Here is an 18588-nt window from a genome sequence, read left to right on the forward strand (position 1 = left end):
GATTGCTTTTGTGGAATGAATTGAACATGACGACCCCACGCACTTCCAAAGCCACACGCCACAAGCCCAAGTCCGCTGCCGAGGCCAAACCGGCCGAGCCGCGCGTCAAGCCCAGCCTGCACCCGCGCAACCGTCACCAGGGCCGTTACGACTTCCCGCAACTGATTTCGGTCTGCCCTGAACTGGCCGAATTCGTCATCATCAACCCGTACGGCAAAGAGAGTATCGACTTTGCCAACCCGACCGCGGTACGCGTGTTCAACCGCGCCCTGCTCAAGGCGTTCTACGGCATTGCCCACTGGGACATCCCGGCCGACTACCTGTGCCCGCCGGTTCCGGGACGCGCCGACTACGTGCACTTCCTGGCCGACCTGCTGGCCAGCATGAACGACGGCGAAATCCCCCGCGGGCAGAACGTTCGCGTGCTGGACATCGGCATGGGCGCCAACTGCGTCTACCCGCTGATCGGCCATAGCGAGTACCGCTGGCAGTTCCTGGGTACTGAAGTCGATCCGACTGCAGTCAAGGCGGCCAAGGCGATTGTGCAGTCCAACGGTCTTAACAAAGCCATCAGCCTGCGCCTGCAACCTAACCCGCAGAAGATCCTGCTGGACCTGCTGGAGAGCACTGAGCGTTTCGACCTGACCATGTGCAACCCGCCGTTCCACGCCTCCCTGGACGAAGCTACACGCGGCAGTGAGCGTAAATGGCGCGCACTGGGCAAGGCAGATCCCAAGCGCAAGCTGCCGGTTCTGAACTTTGGTGGCCAGGCGGCCGAATTGTGGTGTGAAGGCGGCGAGCAGCGCTTTGTGACCCAACTGATCCGCGAAAGCGTGCATGTGGCCCGTCAGATCCTTTGGTTCAGCGTACTGGTGTCCAAGGCGTCCAACCTGCCGGCAATCCAGACCGCGCTGAAAAAAGCCGGTGCCCGTGAAAGCCAGGTCGTCGACATGTCCCAGGGTAACAAGCAGAGCCGCTTTGTAGCCTGGACGTTCCATGACAAGGACCAGCAGCAAATGTGGCGCGAAAAGAACTGGAAGTAAGCACCCTGTAACCCCGCAGGAGCGAGCTTGTCTCGCGATCTTTTACAAAATCAAAAGATCGCGAGACAAGCTCGCTCCAACAAGGGAAGACGGTGTTTTCAGGATTTTCGCCCAAAAAAAAGCCGCGCTTCGAAGTGATTCGAAGCGCGGCTTTTTTAAAACAGTCTTACTTGTTAACAGCGTCAGTCAGGCCTTTGGCCACAACGAGCTTGATAACTTTTTTGGCGGCGATTTCGATGGCAGCGCCAGTCGAAGGGTTACGGCCAGTGCGGGCAGGACGCTCGGTCACTTTCAGTTTGCCAATACCTGGCAGAGTGATTTCGCCGCCATTTTCCAATTGATCAGCAACGATCTGGGCCAGTTGGTCCAGAGCGTTACGCGCGGTAGTTTTTGGCGCGTCGATAGCTTCAGCGATATCGGCAATCAGTTGGTCTTTAGTAATAGCCATTGAGATGTTCCTTCCCTATCAAATTCATTTGGTTTGCAGAGTGCAATGTCAGCCATCGAGCCAGATCTCAAGGGTCTGGCACACCCGCCAGCTTTCACGACGAATCGCGGATGTAGATAGCTAAAACGGGGTTTGGTTCGACCTGACACATGCTGAATGCATGCATTGCGCCGTTTCCGAGCGCAAGACCGGGCAAAACTAGCACAGAGACAGCGAAATATCCGCCTCTACCTAGCCATTTGGTCAGCTTTATAGGCTTAAAACCGTAAAAAAACCGTCAACACCCGTCTCAAGCGCCCCAAACCCCGACCCGGCGCTCAGGTGGGGTACACTTGACGCCTTTGCGGGGTGCGCACCCTGTCCTCTCATTACTCGCCGAGAAACCCATGCCGATCCGTCATTGCATCGTCCATTTAATTGAGAAAAAACCCGACGGTACGCCCGCTGTTCTCCACGCTCGCGACTCTGAACTGGCCGAGTCCCAAGCCATCGAGAACATGCTCGCGGACCTCAACGAGAGCTACAACGCCAAGCAAGGCAAAGCCTGGGGCTTTTTCCATGCCGAGTCCGGAGCCCACCCGTTCAGTGGCTGGCTCAAGGAATACCTGGAAGGCGGCACGGACTTCACCGCCTTCAGCCGCGTGGCTGTGGAGCACCTGCAAAAGCTGATGGAAGAATCCAACCTGTCGGTGGGTGGTCACGTGCTGTTCGCCCACTACCAGCAAGGCATGACTGACTACCTGGCTATCGCCCTGCTGCACCACAGCGACGGCGTGGCGGTGAACTCGGAACTGGACGTCACCCCTTCGCGGCATCTGGATCTGGGCCAGTTGCATCTGGCCGCACGGATCAATATTTCCGAGTGGCAGAACAACAAGCAGTCCAAGCAGTACATATCGTTTATCAAGGGCAAGAACGGCAAGAAAGTCTCGGAGTATTTCCGCGACTTTATCGGCTGTCAGGAAGGCGTCGACGGCCCCGGCGAAACCCGCACCCTGCTCAAGGCGTTCAGCGACTTCGTCGAAAGCGAAGACCTGCCTGAAGAGTCGGCCCGGGAAAAAACCAAGACTCTGGTGGATTACGCCAGCAGCCAGGCCAAGATCGGTGAACCCATGGGCCTGGTCGAGTTGTCCGAACTGATCGACGAAGAGCGCCCGAAAGCCTTCTACGACCATATCCGCAACAAGGACTACGGTCTGTCCCCGGAGATCCCGGCAGATAAACGCACCCTGAACCAGTTCCGGCGCTTCACCGGACGTGCCGAGGGCCTGTCCATCAGCTTTGAGGCCCATCTGCTGGGCTCCAAGATCGAATTCGACGAAGAAGCCGGAACCCTGGTCATCAAAGGCCTGCCCACCCAGTTGCTCGACCAGCTCAAGCGCAACAAGTAATGCTCAACGGCATCTTGAAGAAGGTCCTGTTTGTTCTGGTGGTGGTGGTCATCTTTCAGAATTGGGGCAAGATCGAGCGAGTGCTTGACCCCTCGGCGGCGGTGCCCGAGCAAACCCGGGCCAGTGCCCGGGTGGTGCTGTACTCCACCGAGTGGTGTGGCTACTGCAAGGCCACCCGGCGCTTTCTGGATCAGAAAGGCATCCCGTATCAAGAGTTTGATATAGACAAGGATGCCGCCGCCCGCCAGGCCTATGAGGCACTGGGCGGACGTGGAATTCCGATTCTGGACGTGAACGGCACACTGCTCAGGGACTTCAACCCGGATGCGATAATGGCCGCGTTGAAATAACCCTGCTGCTCAGCAAAACCGTAATTTCCCGAATCTAATCGCTGGCAAGCCAGCTCCCACAATGTGTGTGGGAGCTGGTCAGCGATGCAATCCAGGCAAACCGATTACCACTGCTGCTTTTGTGGGAGCTGGCTTGCCAGCGATGCAATCCAGGCAAACCGATTCCCACTGCTGCTTTTGTGGGAGCTGGCTTGCCAGCGATGCAATTCAGGCAAACCAATTACCACTGCTGCTTTTGTGGGAGCTGGCTTGCCAGCGATGCAATCCAGGCAAACCAATTACCACTGCTGCTTTTGTGGGAGCTGGCTTGCCAGCGATGCAATTCAGGCAAACCAATTACCACTGCTGCTTTTGTGGGAGCTGGCTTGCCAGCGATGCAATTCAGGCAAACCAATTACCACTGCTGCTTTTGTGGGAGCTGGCTTGCCAGCGATGCAATTCAGGCAAACCGATTACCACTGCTGCTTTTGTGGAAGCTGGCTTGCCAGCGATTCAAGCGCCCCTAGCTTATTGATCCACCGCCTCAATCCGAAACCCGATCCGCGGAAAGTGCACATGCACCACCCCGGTTCGTGGGTCTTCGCGACGCACTACCAGCTCTTCTGCGCCGATATGGACCAGCTCGCCCGCTACCGGGTCAACCCCGTAGTCGGTTGCCGCAACCGTAACCCGCTGGCCCTTGCTGAAGCCAAAAGCCGAATCGAACTCAGGCAAGGCAACCGGCTCAACGCCTTTGGCAATCGCCAGCGCCTGCTCGGCGGTGATTTCAATCGGTGTGCCCTGGCCGAAGTCCAGAACTCGCTGCAACCAGGCCGCAACGGCCGGATAAGCATCAACCAGAGGTGCAGTCACCGGCGTGGCTTTAAGGAACCACAGCGAGTGCGCCAGCGCGAAGTCGGCAATCGAGGGCTCACCGAACAGGTAGTCGCCCTGCTCGTGTTGCAACTGCTGCTCGAGCCGGCCCATGATCACTGGCCATTGCAATACCGCCTGTTCGGCGGGAATGCGGGTGGCGCTGCCACCGCTGAACAATGCCGCGCGATCGGCCACGAACGCCTTGAGCATGTCCGGGGGCATTTTGGCAAACCGTACCGCGGCAGACTCCGGCTGGAACACCAGGCTCACCGCATGTTGAAACACCACCGAGTCAGCCCACGCAGCAAAGGCACTGACCACCATTTCCTGACCGAGAGGAAACAGGGCGGGGGTCGATTTCTCCTGCTCCAGCCGGCGCGCAATCAAAGCCGTGTCGCAGTAGACATCCGCCCCCACCTGCAATACCGGAGTCTTGCGATAGCCACCGCTCAGCGCCGTCAGATCGGGTTTTGGCATCATGGGCGGGACATGTACCGAATGCCAGGACAGCCCTTTGAAGCCCAGTAGAAGGCGGGCCTTTTGTGCGAAAGGGGAAGCCGCGTAGTGATGAAGAATCAAATCTGACATTCAGTTATCCGCCGCAAAAGAGTAAGCCAGCAGCATAACGCACTTAATCAAACTGCCCTGCCTGGCTTTGCACCAGGCATTCCTTGGCACTCTTTTTGAGCTTTTTGATCAGTCGTTCCTGACGCAGCGCTTCACCTTTATCGGGCCAGGACTCGGTATAGACCAGGGCAACGGCAGGGCTTGAAGCAAAAAAACGCGCGCCCTTGCCACTTTGATGTTTGGCAAAACGACGCACCGGATCATCACTGATCCCGCAATACAGCGAGCCGTTAGCAGCCCGCACCAGGTACACAAACCAGGGTCTGGAACTCACCTTCAACGACTGGCCTCAAAGGCTTCGAGCCCTTTGCGCGCCTGAGCCCGAATGGCATTTTTCACCAGTGGCGTCCAGCCCAGCAACAAACCCTTGGTACCCAGCGCCTGACGCGACCAGCGCCACAGGTCGAACTGATCGTGGTGCTCGCAGATTTTTCCGTCGCGAAACACAAAGCGCGCCTGAATATCGTTGATAACGGTAAACCCGGTCGGGATAAACATATAAGTGGCTACCCAATGCGCACTGCCACGTTGGGCATCTGCCTGCACCTGATCGAAGGTCAGGCTGAAATCCTTGGCCCGCGAGGTCAGCATGCGCCACATATCGCTGGCACGACGACCGCGCAACTCACCAAACACCGGGTCGCTGAACAATACATCTTCGGTGTAACAGGCACTCATTGCCTCAGCATCCAGCCGCTGGAAAGCTTGATAGAAGCGAGTAATCAACGCTTGGTGGTCTTGGCTCATGGCAGGATCCGCGGGGTTCAGGGGTCTACAAAAGATAATCTGCAAGGAGCCGAAACACTATGGCTTCAAATCTTTTCACTCAGCGCATTCACATACAGCGCCCGCCCTGCCCCGAGCCCGGCGGCGATGGCGATGATGCCGATCACCCCGAAAATCCAGCCCACGGCACTCCAGCCACCGGTCATTTCATGCACCACACCCACCGCCAACGGCCCCATGGATGCCACCGTATAGCCGATCCCCTGGGCCATGCCCGACAGATTGGCCGCCACATGGGCATCGCGCGAGCGCAGCACGATCAAGGTCAACGCCAGGCTGAATGCACCGCCCTGCCCCAGACCCAGCACAATCGCCCAGCCCCACAAGCCATCCAGCGGTGCATACAGACAGCCGAACAGGCCAGCCAGGGTCATACTCATCATCAATACGATTGCCAGGCGCTGGTCCTTGCCCCGCGTCGCCAGCCAGGGAGCGCTCAGCGCCGTGATCAGTTGCACAATGACTGAACCCGACATCACCAGCCCGGCCTGGGTCGGGGTCAGGCCACGGCCCATCAGAATCGAAGGCAGCCAGCCAAAAACGATGTAGGACAGAGAAGACTGCAAACCCATGTACAGCGTCACTTGCCAGGCCAGCGGGTCACGTATCAGGCCACTCACCCGATAGGCCACCTTGTGCGCCCCCTGGCGCTTGCCGGCCTGGGGCAGCCAGAAAATGGCCGCCACCAGCGCAGGTAACGCCCAAAATCCCAGCCCCAGCGCCCAGCTGTCTTTCAGATAATTGCTCAACGGCACGGTTGCACCCGCCGCCAGGGCAGCCCCCAGGCACAAGGCCATGGTGTAGACCCCCATTATCGTCCCGGCATGTCCGGCAAAATCGCGCTTGATGATGCCGGGCAACAACACACCGATCACACCGATACTGGCGCCCGCCAGAATACTTCCGGCAAACAGGCCGACTTCCCCCAGGTAGCTGCGCAGGACAATCCCGCCGCCCAGCGTCAGCAAAATACCCAGCACCACCCGCTCAGTACCGAAGCGCCGGGCCAGAATCGGCGCCAGAGGCGCAAACACACCCAGACAAAGCACAGGCAAGGTGGTCAACAAGCCCGCCTGGGCAGCAGACAGGCCCAGGCTGGTAGACACTTGTGAGAGCAAAGGCGCCATGCTCGACAACGCCGGACGCAGGTTCAACGCCACCAGCACCAGACCCAACAGCAGCAGCCAGGGACGTAACACCGCCACTGGTGCTTGCTGTACTTGCTCGTCGTCGGCTTCGGCGTCGATCAGCAACTCCTCCAGATCATCCAGATGACGCACCGGTTCGGTATTGTTTATCGATGGCGAGGCATTGCGCGGCATGGGATCTCCGGTGTTGGGCAGTCAAGAAGTCCGGCAGAGCGCCATGACTTGATAGCGGGAAGTGTCTGACATGCGGTACGCCTGTCAGCACAGTCCTCTGATGAGTTGCCCAACATGGTAGTCAGCCCCCTGCGCAAGGGCAATCGACCACGGGCTAAAAGGTCTGCAAAAGCCTTGGCGGGAAGCGGAAGAGCTCGCGAGCAAGCTCGCTCCTACGGGGAGGTGTGCGGTTAATGCAGAATCTGATTCAGGAGCAGTTTGGTCCGGTCATTTTCTGCGGGAGACGGGGGATGCCTAACGCCACAAAACTGTAGGAGCGAGCTTGCTCGCGAGCTGTTTACCGGGGCGCGGAAGAGCTCGCGAGCAAGCTCGCTCCTACAGGGGGTGCGGTTAATGCAGAATCTGATTCAGGAACATTTTGGTCCGGTCATTTTGCGGGTTGTCGAAGAAGTCGTTCGGAGCCGCCTGCTCGACGATTTCACCCTTGTCCATAAAGATCACGCGGTTAGCCACGGTACGGGCAAAGCCCATTTCATGGGTCACGCAGAGCATGGTCATGCCGTCTTCGGCCAGGCCGATCATGGTATCCAGCACCTCCTTGACCATCTCCGGATCGAGGGCTGAAGTCGGCTCATCGAACAACATGATTTTAGGCTTCATGCACAACGCCCGGGCAATCGCTACCCGCTGCTGCTGACCACCGGACAACTGCCCCGGAAACTTGTGCGCCTGCTCCGGAATCCGTACCCGCTCCAGATAATGCATGGCGATCTCTTCGGCCTGGCGCTTGGGCATCTTGCGCACCCACATCGGCGCCAGCGTGCAGTTCTGCAGGATGGTCAGGTGCGGGAACAAGTTGAAGTGCTGAAACACCATGCCAACCTCACGGCGCACCGTTTCGATCTGCTTGATGTCGTTGGTCAGCTCAACCCCATCAACCACGATACGCCCCTGCTGGTGCTCTTCGAGGCGGTTCAGGCAACGGATAGTGGTCGATTTGCCGGAACCGGAAGGCCCGCACAATACAATCCGCTCCCCGGGTTGCACGTTAAGGTTGATGTCCTTGAGCACGTGGAACTGGCCGTACCATTTATTGACGCCCTGCATTTGAATAATGCCTTCAGGGCTCGCAGGTTTCTTGATTGCTTCACTCATGTCGCACTCCTACCTAACGCTTGTGGCCAGTGTCCAGCTTGCGCTCCAGATGCATGGAGTAGCGGGACATACCAAAACAGAAAATCCAGAACACCAACGCCGCAAACACATAGCCTTCGGTGGCCATACCCAGCCAGGTCGGGTCGGCGGCAGCCTGTTTGACGCTGTTGAGCAGGTCGAACAGACCGATGATGATCACCAGGCTGGTGTCCTTGAACAGGGCGATAAAGGTGTTGACGATGCCGGGGATCACCAGCTTCAAGGCCTGGGGCAGAATGACCAGCCCCATGCTGCGCCAGTAACCCAGCCCCATCGCGGCGGCGGCTTCGTATTGCCCCTTGGGAATGGCCTGCAAACCACCACGCACCACTTCCGCGACATAGGCCGACTGGAACAGGATCACGCCAATCAAGGCCCGCAGCAGTTTGTCGAAGTTCATGCCTTCGGGCAGAAACAGCGGCAACATCACTGAAGACATGAACAGCACGGTGATCAATGGCACGCCGCGCCAGAACTCGATGAACGTCACGCACACCACGCGAATGGCCGGCATGTCCGAACGCCTTCCCAGCGCCAGCAAAATCCCCAGCGGCAAAGCACCCGCGATGCCGACCGTGGCGATTACCAGGGTCAGCATCAGGCCGCCCCACTGGCTGGTGGCCACGTTGCTCAGCCCCCAGTAACCGCCATGCAGCAGGCTGTAAGCCAGCACCGGATACAGCACCAAAAAGCCCAGACCGTAGATCGCCTTGTGCTTGAAGCGCGAGATAAACAACGGCGCCACACCGATCACGGCCAACCACACCGTCAGATCGACCCTCCAGCGCAGGTCGCGGGGGTAATAGCCGTACATGAACTGGCCGAAGCGCTGCTGAATGAAGACCCAGCAGGCGCCGTCCTTGGTGCAGTCGGCCCGGGTCGTGCCCACCCAATTGGCGTCAAAGATCGCCCAGCTCAGGAGCGGCGGCACGATCAACCAGATCAGGTAAAAGGCAAACAGCGTAAGCAAGGTGTTGAGCCAACTGGAAAACAGATTGGCCCGGGCCCAGGCGACGATGCCGATGCGGTTACCCGGCGGCGGCATGTCGGGTTTGAAAACATGAGTTGTCATAGTCCCGTCCTCATCGCTCGATCAGCGCAATTCGCGTGTTGTACCAATTCATCAGCAGCGAAATACTGATGCTGATGGCCAGATAAACGCTCATGGTGATGGCGATGACTTCAATCGCTTGCCCGGTCTGGTTAAGCACCGTACCGGCAAACAGTGAAACCATTTCCGGATAACCGATACCTGCCGCCAGCGACGAGTTTTTCACCAGGTTGAGGTATTGGCTGGTGAGCGGCGGGATGATTACCCGCAGCGCCTGGGGAATGATCACCTTACGCAGCGTCGGCCCGGGGCGCAGGCCCAGCGAGCGCGCCGCTTCGGTCTGGCCATGGCTGACCGACTTGATCCCCGAGCGCACGATTTCGGCAATGAACGCCGCCGTGTAAACAGTCAACGCGATGGTCAGCGCCAGCAGCTCCGGAATCAGCACCCAGCCACCGACAAAGTTGAAGCCCTTGAGCTGCGGCATTTCCCAGTGCACCGGCGAGCCAAAGATCAGCATGCACAGCCCCGGAATCACCAGCAGCAGGCCCAGCCCGGCCCAGAACTTGTGGAACGGCACACCGGTCGCTTCAAACCGCTTGTTGGCCCAGCGTGCCATCAGCACCACTGCCACAATCGCCAGCAGCACGCTGACCACAAACGGCCAGAACCCCTCGGTGCCAATGGCCGCAGGCATGTTCAGGCCACGGCTGCTCATATAGAAAGTGTCAGCAAAGTTATGGCTGTTACGTGGCCCCGGCATGGTCAGGAAGACCGCGAAGTACCAGAACAGGATTTGCAGCAAAGGCGGGATATTGCGGAACACCTCGACGTAAACCGTCGCCAGCTTGTTGATCATCCAGTTGGGGGACAACCTGGCAATACCGATGATAAAGCCGAGGATGGTCGCCAGGATCACACCTATTACCGACACCAGCAGCGTGTTCAGCAGGCCGATCACGAACACCCGGGCATAACTGTCCGACTCGGTGTAATCAATCAGATGCTGCGCAATACCAAACCCGGCACTGCGCTCAAGAAAGTCAAAACCCGAAGTGATACCCCGGTGTTGCAAGTTGGTCTGGGTATTGTTGAACAGATACCAGCCCATGAAGACCACCAACGCGACGGTGATGATCTGAAATAACCACGCACGCACACGTGGATCGCTGAGGCTGAGCCTCGGCTTGGGTGCGCCGACTTTAGTCTGCATGAAGTGCCCCTGAAAAAATGGATCAGAACGTCACCCGGTGGTTGGCCCACCGGGTGACAGGTCCATCAGCGCACAGGTGGTGCGTATTGGATGCCGCCGTTGTTCCACAAGGCATTCAGCCCGCGGTCGATGGCCAGAGGAGTGCTTTTGCCGAGGTTTTTCTCAAACACTTCGCCGTAGTTGCCGACCTGGCTGACGATCTGCACCACCCAGTCTTTTGGCAGTTTCAGGTCTTTGCCATATTCGCCGTCAGCACCCAGCAAGCGGGCAACATCGGGGTTCTTGGTGGATTTGGCTTCAGCCAAGACGTTTTTCGAGGTGATGCCGGCTTCTTCAGCGTTGAGCATGGCGAACAGGGTCCACTTGACGATGCTGAACCAGTCCTCGTCACCCTTACGAACCACAGGGCCCAGGGGCTCCTTGGAGATGGTTTCCGGCAACACCACGTAGTCATTCGGGTTCGCCAGCTTGCTGCGCTGTGCATATAGCTGCGATTTGTCGGAGGTCAGCACGTCGCAACGCCCGCTTTCCAGCGACTTGGCGCTTTCGTCGGAGGTGTCGAAGGTGATCGGAGTGTATTTCAGGTTATTGGCCCGGAAGTAATCCGACACGTTGAGCTCAGTGGTAGTACCGGCCTGGATGCAAATGGTTGCACCGTCCAGTTCCTTGGCACTTTTTACCCCCAGCTTGTTATTGACCAGAAAGCCGACGCCGTCGTAATAGGTAACCCCGGCAAACACCATGCCCATGCCCGCGTCACGGGAGCTGGTCCAGGTGGTGTTGCGCGACAGCACATCGACTTCGCCCGATTGCAGCGCGGTGAAACGCTCCTTGGCGTTCAACTGGCTGAACTTGACCTTGGTTGCATCGCCAAACACGGCGGCGGCCACTGCACGGCAGATGTCGGCATCGATCCCCAGAATCTTGCCGTCTTTGTCAGGCACCGAAAAACCCGGCAAACCATCGCTGACGCCACACTGCACAAAACCCTTCTTTTTAACGCCATCGAGCGTCGCGCCTGCGTGAGCAAAACCGCTAACGCTCAACACGATGGCTGCGGTGGCCAAAGCCAGGGTGGATTTCAACTGCTTCATTCAAACCTCCAAGTACTGCTTTTGTTGTGTTTGAACAAGACCCGCCGCCCCCTTGTGAGGCGATGTTGACCCGTGTCGGCTTTTTATTGGGTCACGCGGCATAAGCCTTGAGCGATGGGTATATCGCACCAGCCTTCGAACCGAAGCGCTCCCTTGAGCTGTTGAATTCCATGTCTAACTTCAACCTCGGGCTTTTGCTGTCCCTCCATCGGCAGTAGCCTGTTAGTGTTACCGCCGAAGGTGAACGCATTAACGTCCCTGTCCACATAGCAAAGCGCGTACCACTCTGAAGCCTTGAACATTTCAGGTCGCATTTGCTGATAAAACGTTCAAGCAGGCGACATCTTCTGTAATTTCCTGACGAACACGCACCTTTGCCGCGCACCCAAGCCGCGCGCACGCACAACGATGGAGCAGCCATGACCGAACCCCTGTTTATCCAGCCCCAAAAGCCTGCAGATGCCTGTGTTATCTGGCTCCACGGCCTGGGCGCCGACCGTTATGACTTCATGCCGGTGGCCGAGATGCTGCAAGAGAAGTTATTGACCACCCGCTTTGTTTTGCCCCAGGCCCCCACCCGCGCGGTGACGATCAATGGCGGTTATGCCATGCCCAGCTGGTACGACATCAAGGCCATGAGCCCGGCGCGTTCCATCAGCGAAGAAGAGCTGGAAGAGTCCGCGGCAACCGTCCTCAGCTTGATCGAAGATCAGAAAAGGGCCGGAATAGACGCCAGCCGGATTTTCCTCGCCGGATTTTCCCAGGGCGGCGCCGTGGTCTATCACACCGCCTATGTGAGATATGAAGGTGCACTGGGTGGCGTACTTGCCCTCTCCACCTATGCCCCGACCTTCACTGACGTGCTGCCGTTATCCGCCAGTCAGCAACGGATCCCGGCCCTGTGCCTGCATGGCCAGTACGACGAAGTTGTGCAAAACGCCATGGGCCGCACGGCCTATGAGCGATTGAAGGCTGCGGGTGTGGCCGTAACATGGCAGGAATACCCAATGGGTCATGAAGTGTTACCCAAAGAGATCAGCGACATCGGTGCCTGGCTGGCCAAACATCTGGGCTAAAACCGAAACATCCTGTCGTTCACTACGCCGAGCACGCGACTTGCATTACACTGCCCGGCGTACACTCCTTAACCAACTGATGAGATGACCGTGCTCAAAGCACTCAAAAAAAAATTCGGTAAAAGCGAGGCTGAGCCACTCGCATCAGCTTCAGTGACACCTTCGAGCACCACCAGCCCGCGCACCGACGCGCAACAGCCTGGCCGCTCTGCCCCTGCTCAAGCCTCGGTGGACACTCCCGACGTACAGCCCGCTCCTGAACCGGTTCAGATCGAACAACCCAAAGTTGCAAAACCACGGCGTGAAGCGGCCCCCAAGCCGCCGGTCACTCCCTGGAAACTCGAAGACTTCGTGGTCGAGCCACAAGAAGGCAAAGTCCGTTTTCACGACTTCAAGCTCGCCCCGGAGCTGATGCACGCCATTCAAGACCTGGGTTTTCCGTACTGCACCCCGATTCAGGCTGGCGTACTGGGCTATACCCTCAGCGACCGTGACGCCATCGGTCGCGCCCAGACCGGTACCGGCAAAACTGCCGCGTTCCTGATTTCGATCATCAGCCAGCTGACCCAGACCCCGCCGCCCAAAGAACGCTACATGGGCGAGCCGCGCGCACTGATCATTGCGCCGACCCGCGAGCTGGTGGTGCAAATCGCCAAAGACGCAGCCGACCTGACCAAGTACACCGACCTCAATGTCATGACATTCGTCGGCGGCATGGACTTCGACAAGCAGCTGAAACAGCTCGAAGCCCGCCATTGCGACATTCTGGTAGCCACCCCGGGCCGTCTGCTGGACTTCAACCAGCGCGGCGAAGTGCATCTGGACATGGTCGAAGTCATGGTGCTCGACGAAGCCGACCGCATGCTTGATATGGGTTTTATCCCGCAAGTACGCCAGATCATTCGCCAGACCCCACCGAAAGCCGAGCGCCAGACGCTGCTGTTCTCTGCGACCTTTACCGAGGACGTGATGAACCTGGCCAAGCAATGGACCACCGACCCGGCCATTGTCGAAATCGAAGCGCTCAACGTCGCCAGCGACATGGTGGAGCAACACGTTTACGCGGTTGCCGGGGCAGACAAGTACAAGTTGCTGTTCAACCTAGTGAACGACAACGGTTGGGAGCGGGTCATCGTCTTCGCCAACCGCAAGGATGAAGTGCGCCGCATCGAAGAACGCCTGGTGCGTGACGGCATCAACGCCGCGCAACTGTCGGGTGACGTGCCGCAGCACAAACGCATCAAGACCCTCGAAGGTTTCCGCGAAGGCAAGATCCGCGTACTGGTGGCCACCGATGTGGCAGGACGCGGGATTCACATCGACGGTATCAGTCACGTAATCAACTTCACCCTGCCCGAAGTGCCGGACGACTACGTGCACCGCATTGGCCGTACTGGCCGGGCGGGCGCCAGCGGCGTCTCGATCAGTTTTGCCGGTGAAGACGACTCCTATCAATTGCCGTCGATCGAAGCCTTGCTGGGCAAAAAAATCAGCTGCGAAACACCGCCGACTGAATTGCTGCGACCTGTAGTACGGGCCGTGCGCAAGCCCCATGATCCGACTGTAACGGCCTGATCATCTCCCTCTGGGGCGAGCTGGCTCGCGAGCTTTTAACGGCTCGTTAGCAAGCTCGCTCCCAAGGGGTATTATTTCTTCCAGCGGTCCGCTGCTTCCTCATCGCTCACGCGACCTTCGACCCAACGCGGTCCATCGCCGGTCTGTTCTTTCTTCCAGAACGGCGCCCGGGTTTTCAGGTAGTCCATGACAAAGGCGCAGGCATCGAATGCGGCCTGACGATGGGCGCTGGCAACACCGACAAAGACTATCGGCTCCCCCGGTTCAAGCGCGCCAACCCGATGCAGCACTTCAAGCCTGAGTAGCGGCCAGCGTTGTTCGGCCTCCAGGACGATCTTGTCCAGGGCTTTTTCGGTCATACCCGGATAGTGCTCCAGAAACATCCCCGCCACATCGCGCCCGTCGTTGAAGTCGCGCACATAGCCGACAAAACTCACCACCGCGCCCACCCCCAGGTTGGCCGCGTGCAGCGCATTGACCTGCGCCCCCGGATCAAAGGCTGCCGCTTGCACCCGAACCGTCATCTTCAGCCTCCTGTCACGGGCGGGAAAAACGCCACTTCGTCGCCGTCCGCCAAGGGCTCGTCAGGCTTGCACAGCTCTTCATTGCGCGCGCACATCAGGTTGGGCTCGGCCAATACTTGCCAGGCTCCGCCCCGCTGCACCAGGTGCCCGCGTAACTGCTCAATGGAGGTGAACGGGCCTTCGACAGCTTCGCTATCCAGCCCCAGGGCTTCGCGGTAACGGGCAAAGAACATCACCTTTAGTTTCATGAGGCATCAGCCTGAAAGTGCCCGCTCTTGCCACCGAGCTTTTCAAGCACGCGTACGCTTTCGATGCTCATGCCGCGGTCGACAGCCTTGCACATGTCATAAATAGTCAGGGCCGCGACGCTGGCGGCGGTCAGGGCCTCCATCTCGACGCCGGTCTGCCCCGACAGTTTGCAGCGCGCCACGATCAGTACTGCATCGCTGCCCTGGGCACTGAGTTCAACCTTGACGCTGGTGAGCATCAGCGGATGGCACAACGGGATCAAATCCGAGGTTTTTTTCGCGGCCTGGATTCCGGCGATCCGCGCCACGGCAAAAACATCGCCCTTGGGGTGACCGCCGCTGACGATCATTGCCAGGGTTTCAGGGCGCATGCGCACCACCGCTTGTGCCGTCGCTTCACGGGATGTCACGGCTTTATCGGTGACATCGACCATGTTCGCGCGGCCTTGGGAATCCAGATGAGTCAGCACAGGGGAGTACTCCAGAGGGGAGCCGCGATTGTAAACCCGGGGCCCGGCTCAAGGCCATCGACCCCGCGAATACCGAGCATCAGAACATCGAATTGGCCACCTGCGCGTCTTGGCCGTACAACGGTTGAAACTTTGGAGACCGTACTCATGCCACTATTTATTGCCATTGCCCTGAGCCTGCTGGCCGGCGTTGCGGTGCCCTTGCAGGCCGCCAGCAACGCCCGGCTGGGGGTGACGCTGGGACATCCATTCTGGGCCACCGTCATTTCATTGCTGGTCAGCAGTGTCGCCATTGCGCTGGTGATGCTTATCGTCAAAGTCCCGCGCCCCCACCTTGGCGCCTTGCTGAGCGGCCCCTGGTGGATCTGGCTCGGCGGTCTGGCCGGCGTGTTCTACATCACCGTCGCGCTGATCAGCGTACCGCGCCTGGGTGCACTCAATTTCATCATGGCAGTGGTGCTGGGCCAGTTGATTATTTCCCTGGTGATTGATTACTTCGGCTTGCTCGGACTGCCAAAGAACACTCCGGGCCTGCAGAAAATCCTCGGGGTGAGCGTAGTGCTGGCGGGGTTTGTCATCGCCTCACGGGGCTGACGGAATGATTCAACTGTCTCAACTGCCTTAGCCACCAAAACTACTCCAAATGCCAACACTGCCCCAACTGCCAAAACTGCCAAAACTGCCAAAACTGTAGGAGCGAGCTTGCTCGCGAGCTCTTCAAGATCAAAAGCTCGCTCCTACAGATCGAAAGATCAGGAGATCGAAAGATCAGGAGATCAGGAGATCAGGAGATCAGAGGATCAGGCACTCACCTGCCTGACCAGTTCGCGCAACCAGCGATGGGCCGGGTCCTGGTTAAAACGGTTATGCCAGGCCTGCACATAGTTGAACGGGGCAACCGTCAGCGGCGGCGCCATTGCCACCAGGGTGTCGCCAAACGGCACGTTGGTCAGGGTGCGGGTGGCCACGGTGAGGATCAGGTCGGTATCGGCAATCATCCCGGGGGCCGTGCCCCAATGAGGCACGTTGACCGCCACCCGACGTTTTAAACCCCGGGCCCGCAGGACGTTATCGACCTCTCCCCGGGTGTTGCCGTCCATAGACACCAGCAGGTGCGGGCGCGCCAGGTAGCTGTCCAGATCAAGCACACCATTTTCAGGCAGAGAACGACGGTCGAGCAGGCAGGTAAAGGTTTCTTCAAACAGCACCTCAGTGCAGATATCCGCCCCCGGAGCGGGAAACACACCGATGGCCAGGTCGATCCTGCCCTGCCCCACTTGTTCAAGCATGCCAAGGCGGCTGTCCTGGATTACCACCAGCGAGGTGCCCGGCGCCTGCGCCCTGAGTTGCACCAGCAATTTTGGCAGCACGATCGCGGCCCCGTAATCGGACATGGCTATGCGCAAGGTACGTTGCGAGTCTGCCGGCACAAAGTCGATGGACTGGCCGAGCAAGGTTTCAATCTGCCCCAGGATCTCCTTGAGTGGCGCCTGAAGGTTTTGCGCCAACGCACTGAGCACCACCTCGTTGCCCTGGCGAATCAGCAACGGATCATCGAGCAACACCCTGAGTTTATTCAGCGAGTGGCTGATGGCGGGCTGACTCAAATGCAAACGGACTCCGGTACGGGTCACGTGTTTTTCAGTCAGCAGCGCATCGAGCACCACCAACAAATTCAAATCGATATTACGCAATAACACCCGACTCTCCTGTCTTGGCCAACTCCTGGGAGCGCTGCATGCCTGAACCCGAACAACAGACTGCAACAGCGCGTAAGCCGAGCAAGCTTACCTCAGGCTACTGAAGCAGGAGCGAGCTTGCTCGCGAGCTGTTTAAAAGCTCGCGAGCAAACTCGCTCCTACAGGTTTATTGCCGGGTTAACTTAGAGGTGAGATTCGGCGTACTCGGCCAGAATCGAACGCGGTACCCCTTGCAGGGCGATGTGCACACCGTTGGGGAAGTCCTTGAAACGCTCCGTCAGGTAGGTCAGCCCCGAACTGGTGGCCGACAGGTAAGGCGTATCGATCTGCGCCAGGTTGCCCAGGCACACCACTTTCGAACCTGCGCCCGCACGGGTGATGATGGTTTTCATCTGGTGCGGTGTCAGGTTCTGGCACTCGTCAATCAGGATCAGGCTTTGCTGGAAGCTGCGGCCACGGATGTAGTTCAGGGATTTGAACTGCAACGGCACCTTGCTCAGGATGTAATCAACGCTGCCATGGGTGTTTTCGTCCTCCATATGCAAGGCTTCAAGGTTATCGGTGATGGCCCCCAGCCAGGGCTCCATTTTCTCGGCTTCGGTGCCCGGCAAGAAGCCGATTTCCTGATCCAGCCCTTGCACGCTGCGGGTACAGATAATGCGCCGGTAGCGCTTGCTGACCATGGTTTGTTCGATGGCGGCGGCCAGCGCCAGAATGGTTTTCCCCGAACCCGCCGCACCCGACAGGTTGACCAGATGAATGTCCGGATCAAGCAAGGCAAACAGCGCCAGCGCCTGATAGATATCCCGCGGTTTGAGCCCCCACGCTTCCTGATGCAGCAGCGGCTCCTGATGCAGGTCGAGAATCAGCAGGTGGTCCTTGCGGATCTCTTTGATCCAGCCGACAAAACCCTGTTCATCAATGATGAACTCGTTGATATGCACGGCCGGCAGGTTGTCGATCAACTGCACCTGATGCCAGGTACGGCCATGGCCCTGACGGGTTTCGACCTTGCTGACCCGGTCCCAGAACGAGCCCGTCATGGTGTGATAGCCACGGGGCAGCAGCGCCACGTCGTCAACCAGCTGGTCAGTGCTGTAGTCCTCGGAGGCGATCCCGCACGCCCGGGCCTTGAGGCGCATGTTGATGTCTTTGGTCACCAGCACCACACGCCGCGCAGGGTCACGGGTATGCAGATCGATCAGCTGGTTGATGATGATGTTGTCGTTGAGGTTTTCAGGCAGCAGCGCGTTGGGCTCCCGGCGCTTGTTCATCAGAATCGATAAAAAGCCTTTGGGACCGCTTTTGCCCCGCAGAATAGGTACGCCCAACTCGACGTCTTCGGGAGAAGACGCGCCCAGCGTCTGATCAATCAGACGGATCGCCTGGCGACACTCCGCAGCCACCAGTAATTTGCCGGTTTTGAGTTTGTCGAGCTCTTCGAGCACCGTCATCGGGATGGTGACGTGGTGTTCCTCGAAGTTAAGCAATGCGTTTGGATCGTGAATCAGAACATTGGTATCGAGCACATAAAGGATTGGCTGGTTGGAAGAAGGAGTGCGTCCGTGATCATCCATACTCGGTCACCTTTGTGGGAGCCATTCGACGCAATACCTCAACA

20 protein-coding genes are annotated in these 18588 nt (G+C 58.5%); 6 read left to right on the forward strand and 14 right to left on the reverse strand.

Annotation, left to right across the window (positions count from 1 at the left end; genetic code table 11):
- Positions 1-26: 26 nt before the first annotated feature.
- Entirely contained in the window at positions 27-1043 is a 1017-nt protein-coding gene (gene rlmF / locus EQV90_RS08675; RefSeq protein ID WP_003440138.1) for a 23S rRNA (adenine(1618)-N(6))-methyltransferase RlmF, read from the forward strand.
- Positions 1044-1209: 166 nt separating this feature from the next.
- Here the strand turns inward: rlmF and EQV90_RS08680 are convergent, their stop codons facing one another.
- Entirely contained in the window at positions 1210-1491 is a 282-nt protein-coding gene (locus tag EQV90_RS08680; RefSeq protein ID WP_003440137.1) for an HU family DNA-binding protein, read from the reverse strand.
- Between the two features lie 386 nt (positions 1492-1877).
- Here EQV90_RS08680 and yejK point away from each other — a divergent pair, with 386 nt between their 5' ends.
- Both yejK and EQV90_RS08690 read left to right on the forward strand, forming a co-directional pair.
- A complete protein-coding gene (gene yejK / locus EQV90_RS08685; protein WP_003440136.1) occupies positions 1878-2882 on the forward strand; it encodes a nucleoid-associated protein YejK in 1005 nt (334 codons plus the stop codon).
- On the forward strand, positions 2882-3232 hold the full coding sequence (locus EQV90_RS08690; protein ID WP_010655994.1) for a glutaredoxin family protein: 351 nt from the start codon (positions 2882-2884) through the stop codon (positions 3230-3232). Before yejK ends, EQV90_RS08690 begins: the two co-directional genes overlap by 1 nt.
- Positions 3233-3739: 507 nt before the next feature.
- On the opposite strand, the gene EQV90_RS08695 is transcribed toward EQV90_RS08690, so the two are convergent.
- The 8 genes from EQV90_RS08695 to EQV90_RS08730 all read right to left on the reverse strand — a co-directional run bounded on the left by EQV90_RS08695 (position 3740) and on the right by EQV90_RS08730 (position 11374).
- Positions 3740-4675 (reverse strand): glutathione S-transferase family protein, encoded by a 936-nt coding sequence (locus tag EQV90_RS08695; RefSeq protein WP_240877984.1) that lies wholly within the window; start codon positions 4673-4675, stop codon positions 3740-3742.
- 43 nt (positions 4676-4718) lie between these two features.
- A complete protein-coding gene (locus tag EQV90_RS08700; RefSeq protein WP_029612406.1) occupies positions 4719-4994 on the reverse strand; it encodes a GIY-YIG nuclease family protein in 276 nt (91 codons plus the stop codon).
- The gene (locus EQV90_RS08705; protein WP_240877985.1) at positions 4991-5461 is read right to left on the reverse strand and encodes a nuclear transport factor 2 family protein; all 471 of its coding nucleotides are present in this window, start codon (positions 5459-5461) and stop codon (positions 4991-4993) included. Before EQV90_RS08705 ends, EQV90_RS08700 begins: the two co-directional genes overlap by 4 nt.
- Before the next feature lie 65 nt (positions 5462-5526).
- Positions 5527-6822 carry a CynX/NimT family MFS transporter gene (locus tag EQV90_RS08710; RefSeq protein ID WP_240877986.1) on the reverse strand — a complete coding sequence of 432 codons (1296 nt, stop codon included), beginning with the start codon at positions 6820-6822 and terminating at the stop codon, positions 5527-5529.
- Positions 6823-7212: 390 nt separating this feature from the next.
- The gene (locus EQV90_RS08715; RefSeq protein WP_003440122.1) at positions 7213-7977 is read right to left on the reverse strand and encodes an amino acid ABC transporter ATP-binding protein; all 765 of its coding nucleotides are present in this window, start codon (positions 7975-7977) and stop codon (positions 7213-7215) included.
- Positions 7978-7990: 13 nt separating this feature from the next.
- The gene (locus tag EQV90_RS08720; protein ID WP_003440119.1) at positions 7991-9088 is read right to left on the reverse strand and encodes an amino acid ABC transporter permease; all 1098 of its coding nucleotides are present in this window, start codon (positions 9086-9088) and stop codon (positions 7991-7993) included.
- 10 nt (positions 9089-9098) lie between these two features.
- Positions 9099-10280 carry an amino acid ABC transporter permease gene (locus tag EQV90_RS08725; protein WP_160628355.1) on the reverse strand — a complete coding sequence of 394 codons (1182 nt, stop codon included), beginning with the start codon at positions 10278-10280 and terminating at the stop codon, positions 9099-9101.
- Between the two features lie 65 nt (positions 10281-10345).
- Positions 10346-11374, reverse strand: coding sequence for an amino acid ABC transporter substrate-binding protein (locus EQV90_RS08730; protein ID WP_003440115.1), 1029 nt, complete (start codon positions 11372-11374; stop codon positions 10346-10348).
- Between the two features lie 419 nt (positions 11375-11793).
- Here EQV90_RS08730 and EQV90_RS08735 point away from each other — a divergent pair, with 419 nt between their 5' ends.
- Both EQV90_RS08735 and rhlB read left to right on the forward strand, forming a co-directional pair.
- The gene (locus tag EQV90_RS08735) at positions 11794-12450 is read left to right on the forward strand and encodes an alpha/beta fold hydrolase (protein WP_003440112.1); all 657 of its coding nucleotides are present in this window, start codon (positions 11794-11796) and stop codon (positions 12448-12450) included.
- Positions 12451-12534: 84 nt separating this feature from the next.
- Positions 12535-14025 (forward strand): ATP-dependent RNA helicase RhlB, encoded by a 1491-nt coding sequence (gene rhlB / locus EQV90_RS08740; protein WP_240877987.1) that lies wholly within the window; start codon positions 12535-12537, stop codon positions 14023-14025.
- Positions 14026-14096: 71 nt separating this feature from the next.
- On the opposite strand, the gene moaE is transcribed toward rhlB, so the two are convergent.
- The 3 genes from moaE to moaC are packed head-to-tail and all read right to left on the reverse strand — an operon-like array spanning position 14097 to position 15267.
- Positions 14097-14549 carry a molybdopterin synthase catalytic subunit MoaE gene (gene moaE, locus EQV90_RS08745; RefSeq protein ID WP_003440110.1) on the reverse strand — a complete coding sequence of 151 codons (453 nt, stop codon included), beginning with the start codon at positions 14547-14549 and terminating at the stop codon, positions 14097-14099.
- Between the two features lie 2 nt (positions 14550-14551).
- Positions 14552-14797 carry a molybdopterin converting factor subunit 1 gene (gene moaD / locus EQV90_RS08750; RefSeq protein WP_240877988.1) on the reverse strand — a complete coding sequence of 82 codons (246 nt, stop codon included), beginning with the start codon at positions 14795-14797 and terminating at the stop codon, positions 14552-14554.
- A complete protein-coding gene (gene moaC, locus EQV90_RS08755) occupies positions 14794-15267 on the reverse strand; it encodes a cyclic pyranopterin monophosphate synthase MoaC (protein ID WP_010655998.1) in 474 nt (157 codons plus the stop codon). The genes moaD and moaC overlap by 4 nt, the downstream gene beginning before the upstream one ends.
- 147 nt (positions 15268-15414) lie before the next feature.
- On the opposite strand from moaC, the gene EQV90_RS08760 reads away from it, so the two are divergent.
- Entirely contained in the window at positions 15415-15861 is a 447-nt protein-coding gene (locus tag EQV90_RS08760; RefSeq protein WP_240877989.1) for a DMT family transporter, read from the forward strand.
- Positions 15862-16067: 206 nt separating this feature from the next.
- Here EQV90_RS08760 and EQV90_RS08765 read toward each other — a convergent pair whose 3' ends face one another.
- On the reverse strand, positions 16068-16967 hold the full coding sequence (locus EQV90_RS08765) for a LysR family transcriptional regulator (RefSeq protein WP_003440101.1): 900 nt from the start codon (positions 16965-16967) through the stop codon (positions 16068-16070).
- A 182-nt stretch (positions 16968-17149) separates the two neighbouring features.
- On the reverse strand, positions 17150-18544 hold the full coding sequence (locus tag EQV90_RS08770; protein ID WP_003440099.1) for a PhoH family protein: 1395 nt from the start codon (positions 18542-18544) through the stop codon (positions 17150-17152).
- Positions 18545-18588 lie beyond the last annotated feature (44 nt).

It is taken from the genome of Pseudomonas sp. TMW22089, from assembly GCF_022496645.1.
Lineage (GTDB): Bacteria > Pseudomonadota > Gammaproteobacteria > Pseudomonadales > Pseudomonadaceae > Aquipseudomonas > Aquipseudomonas paraversuta.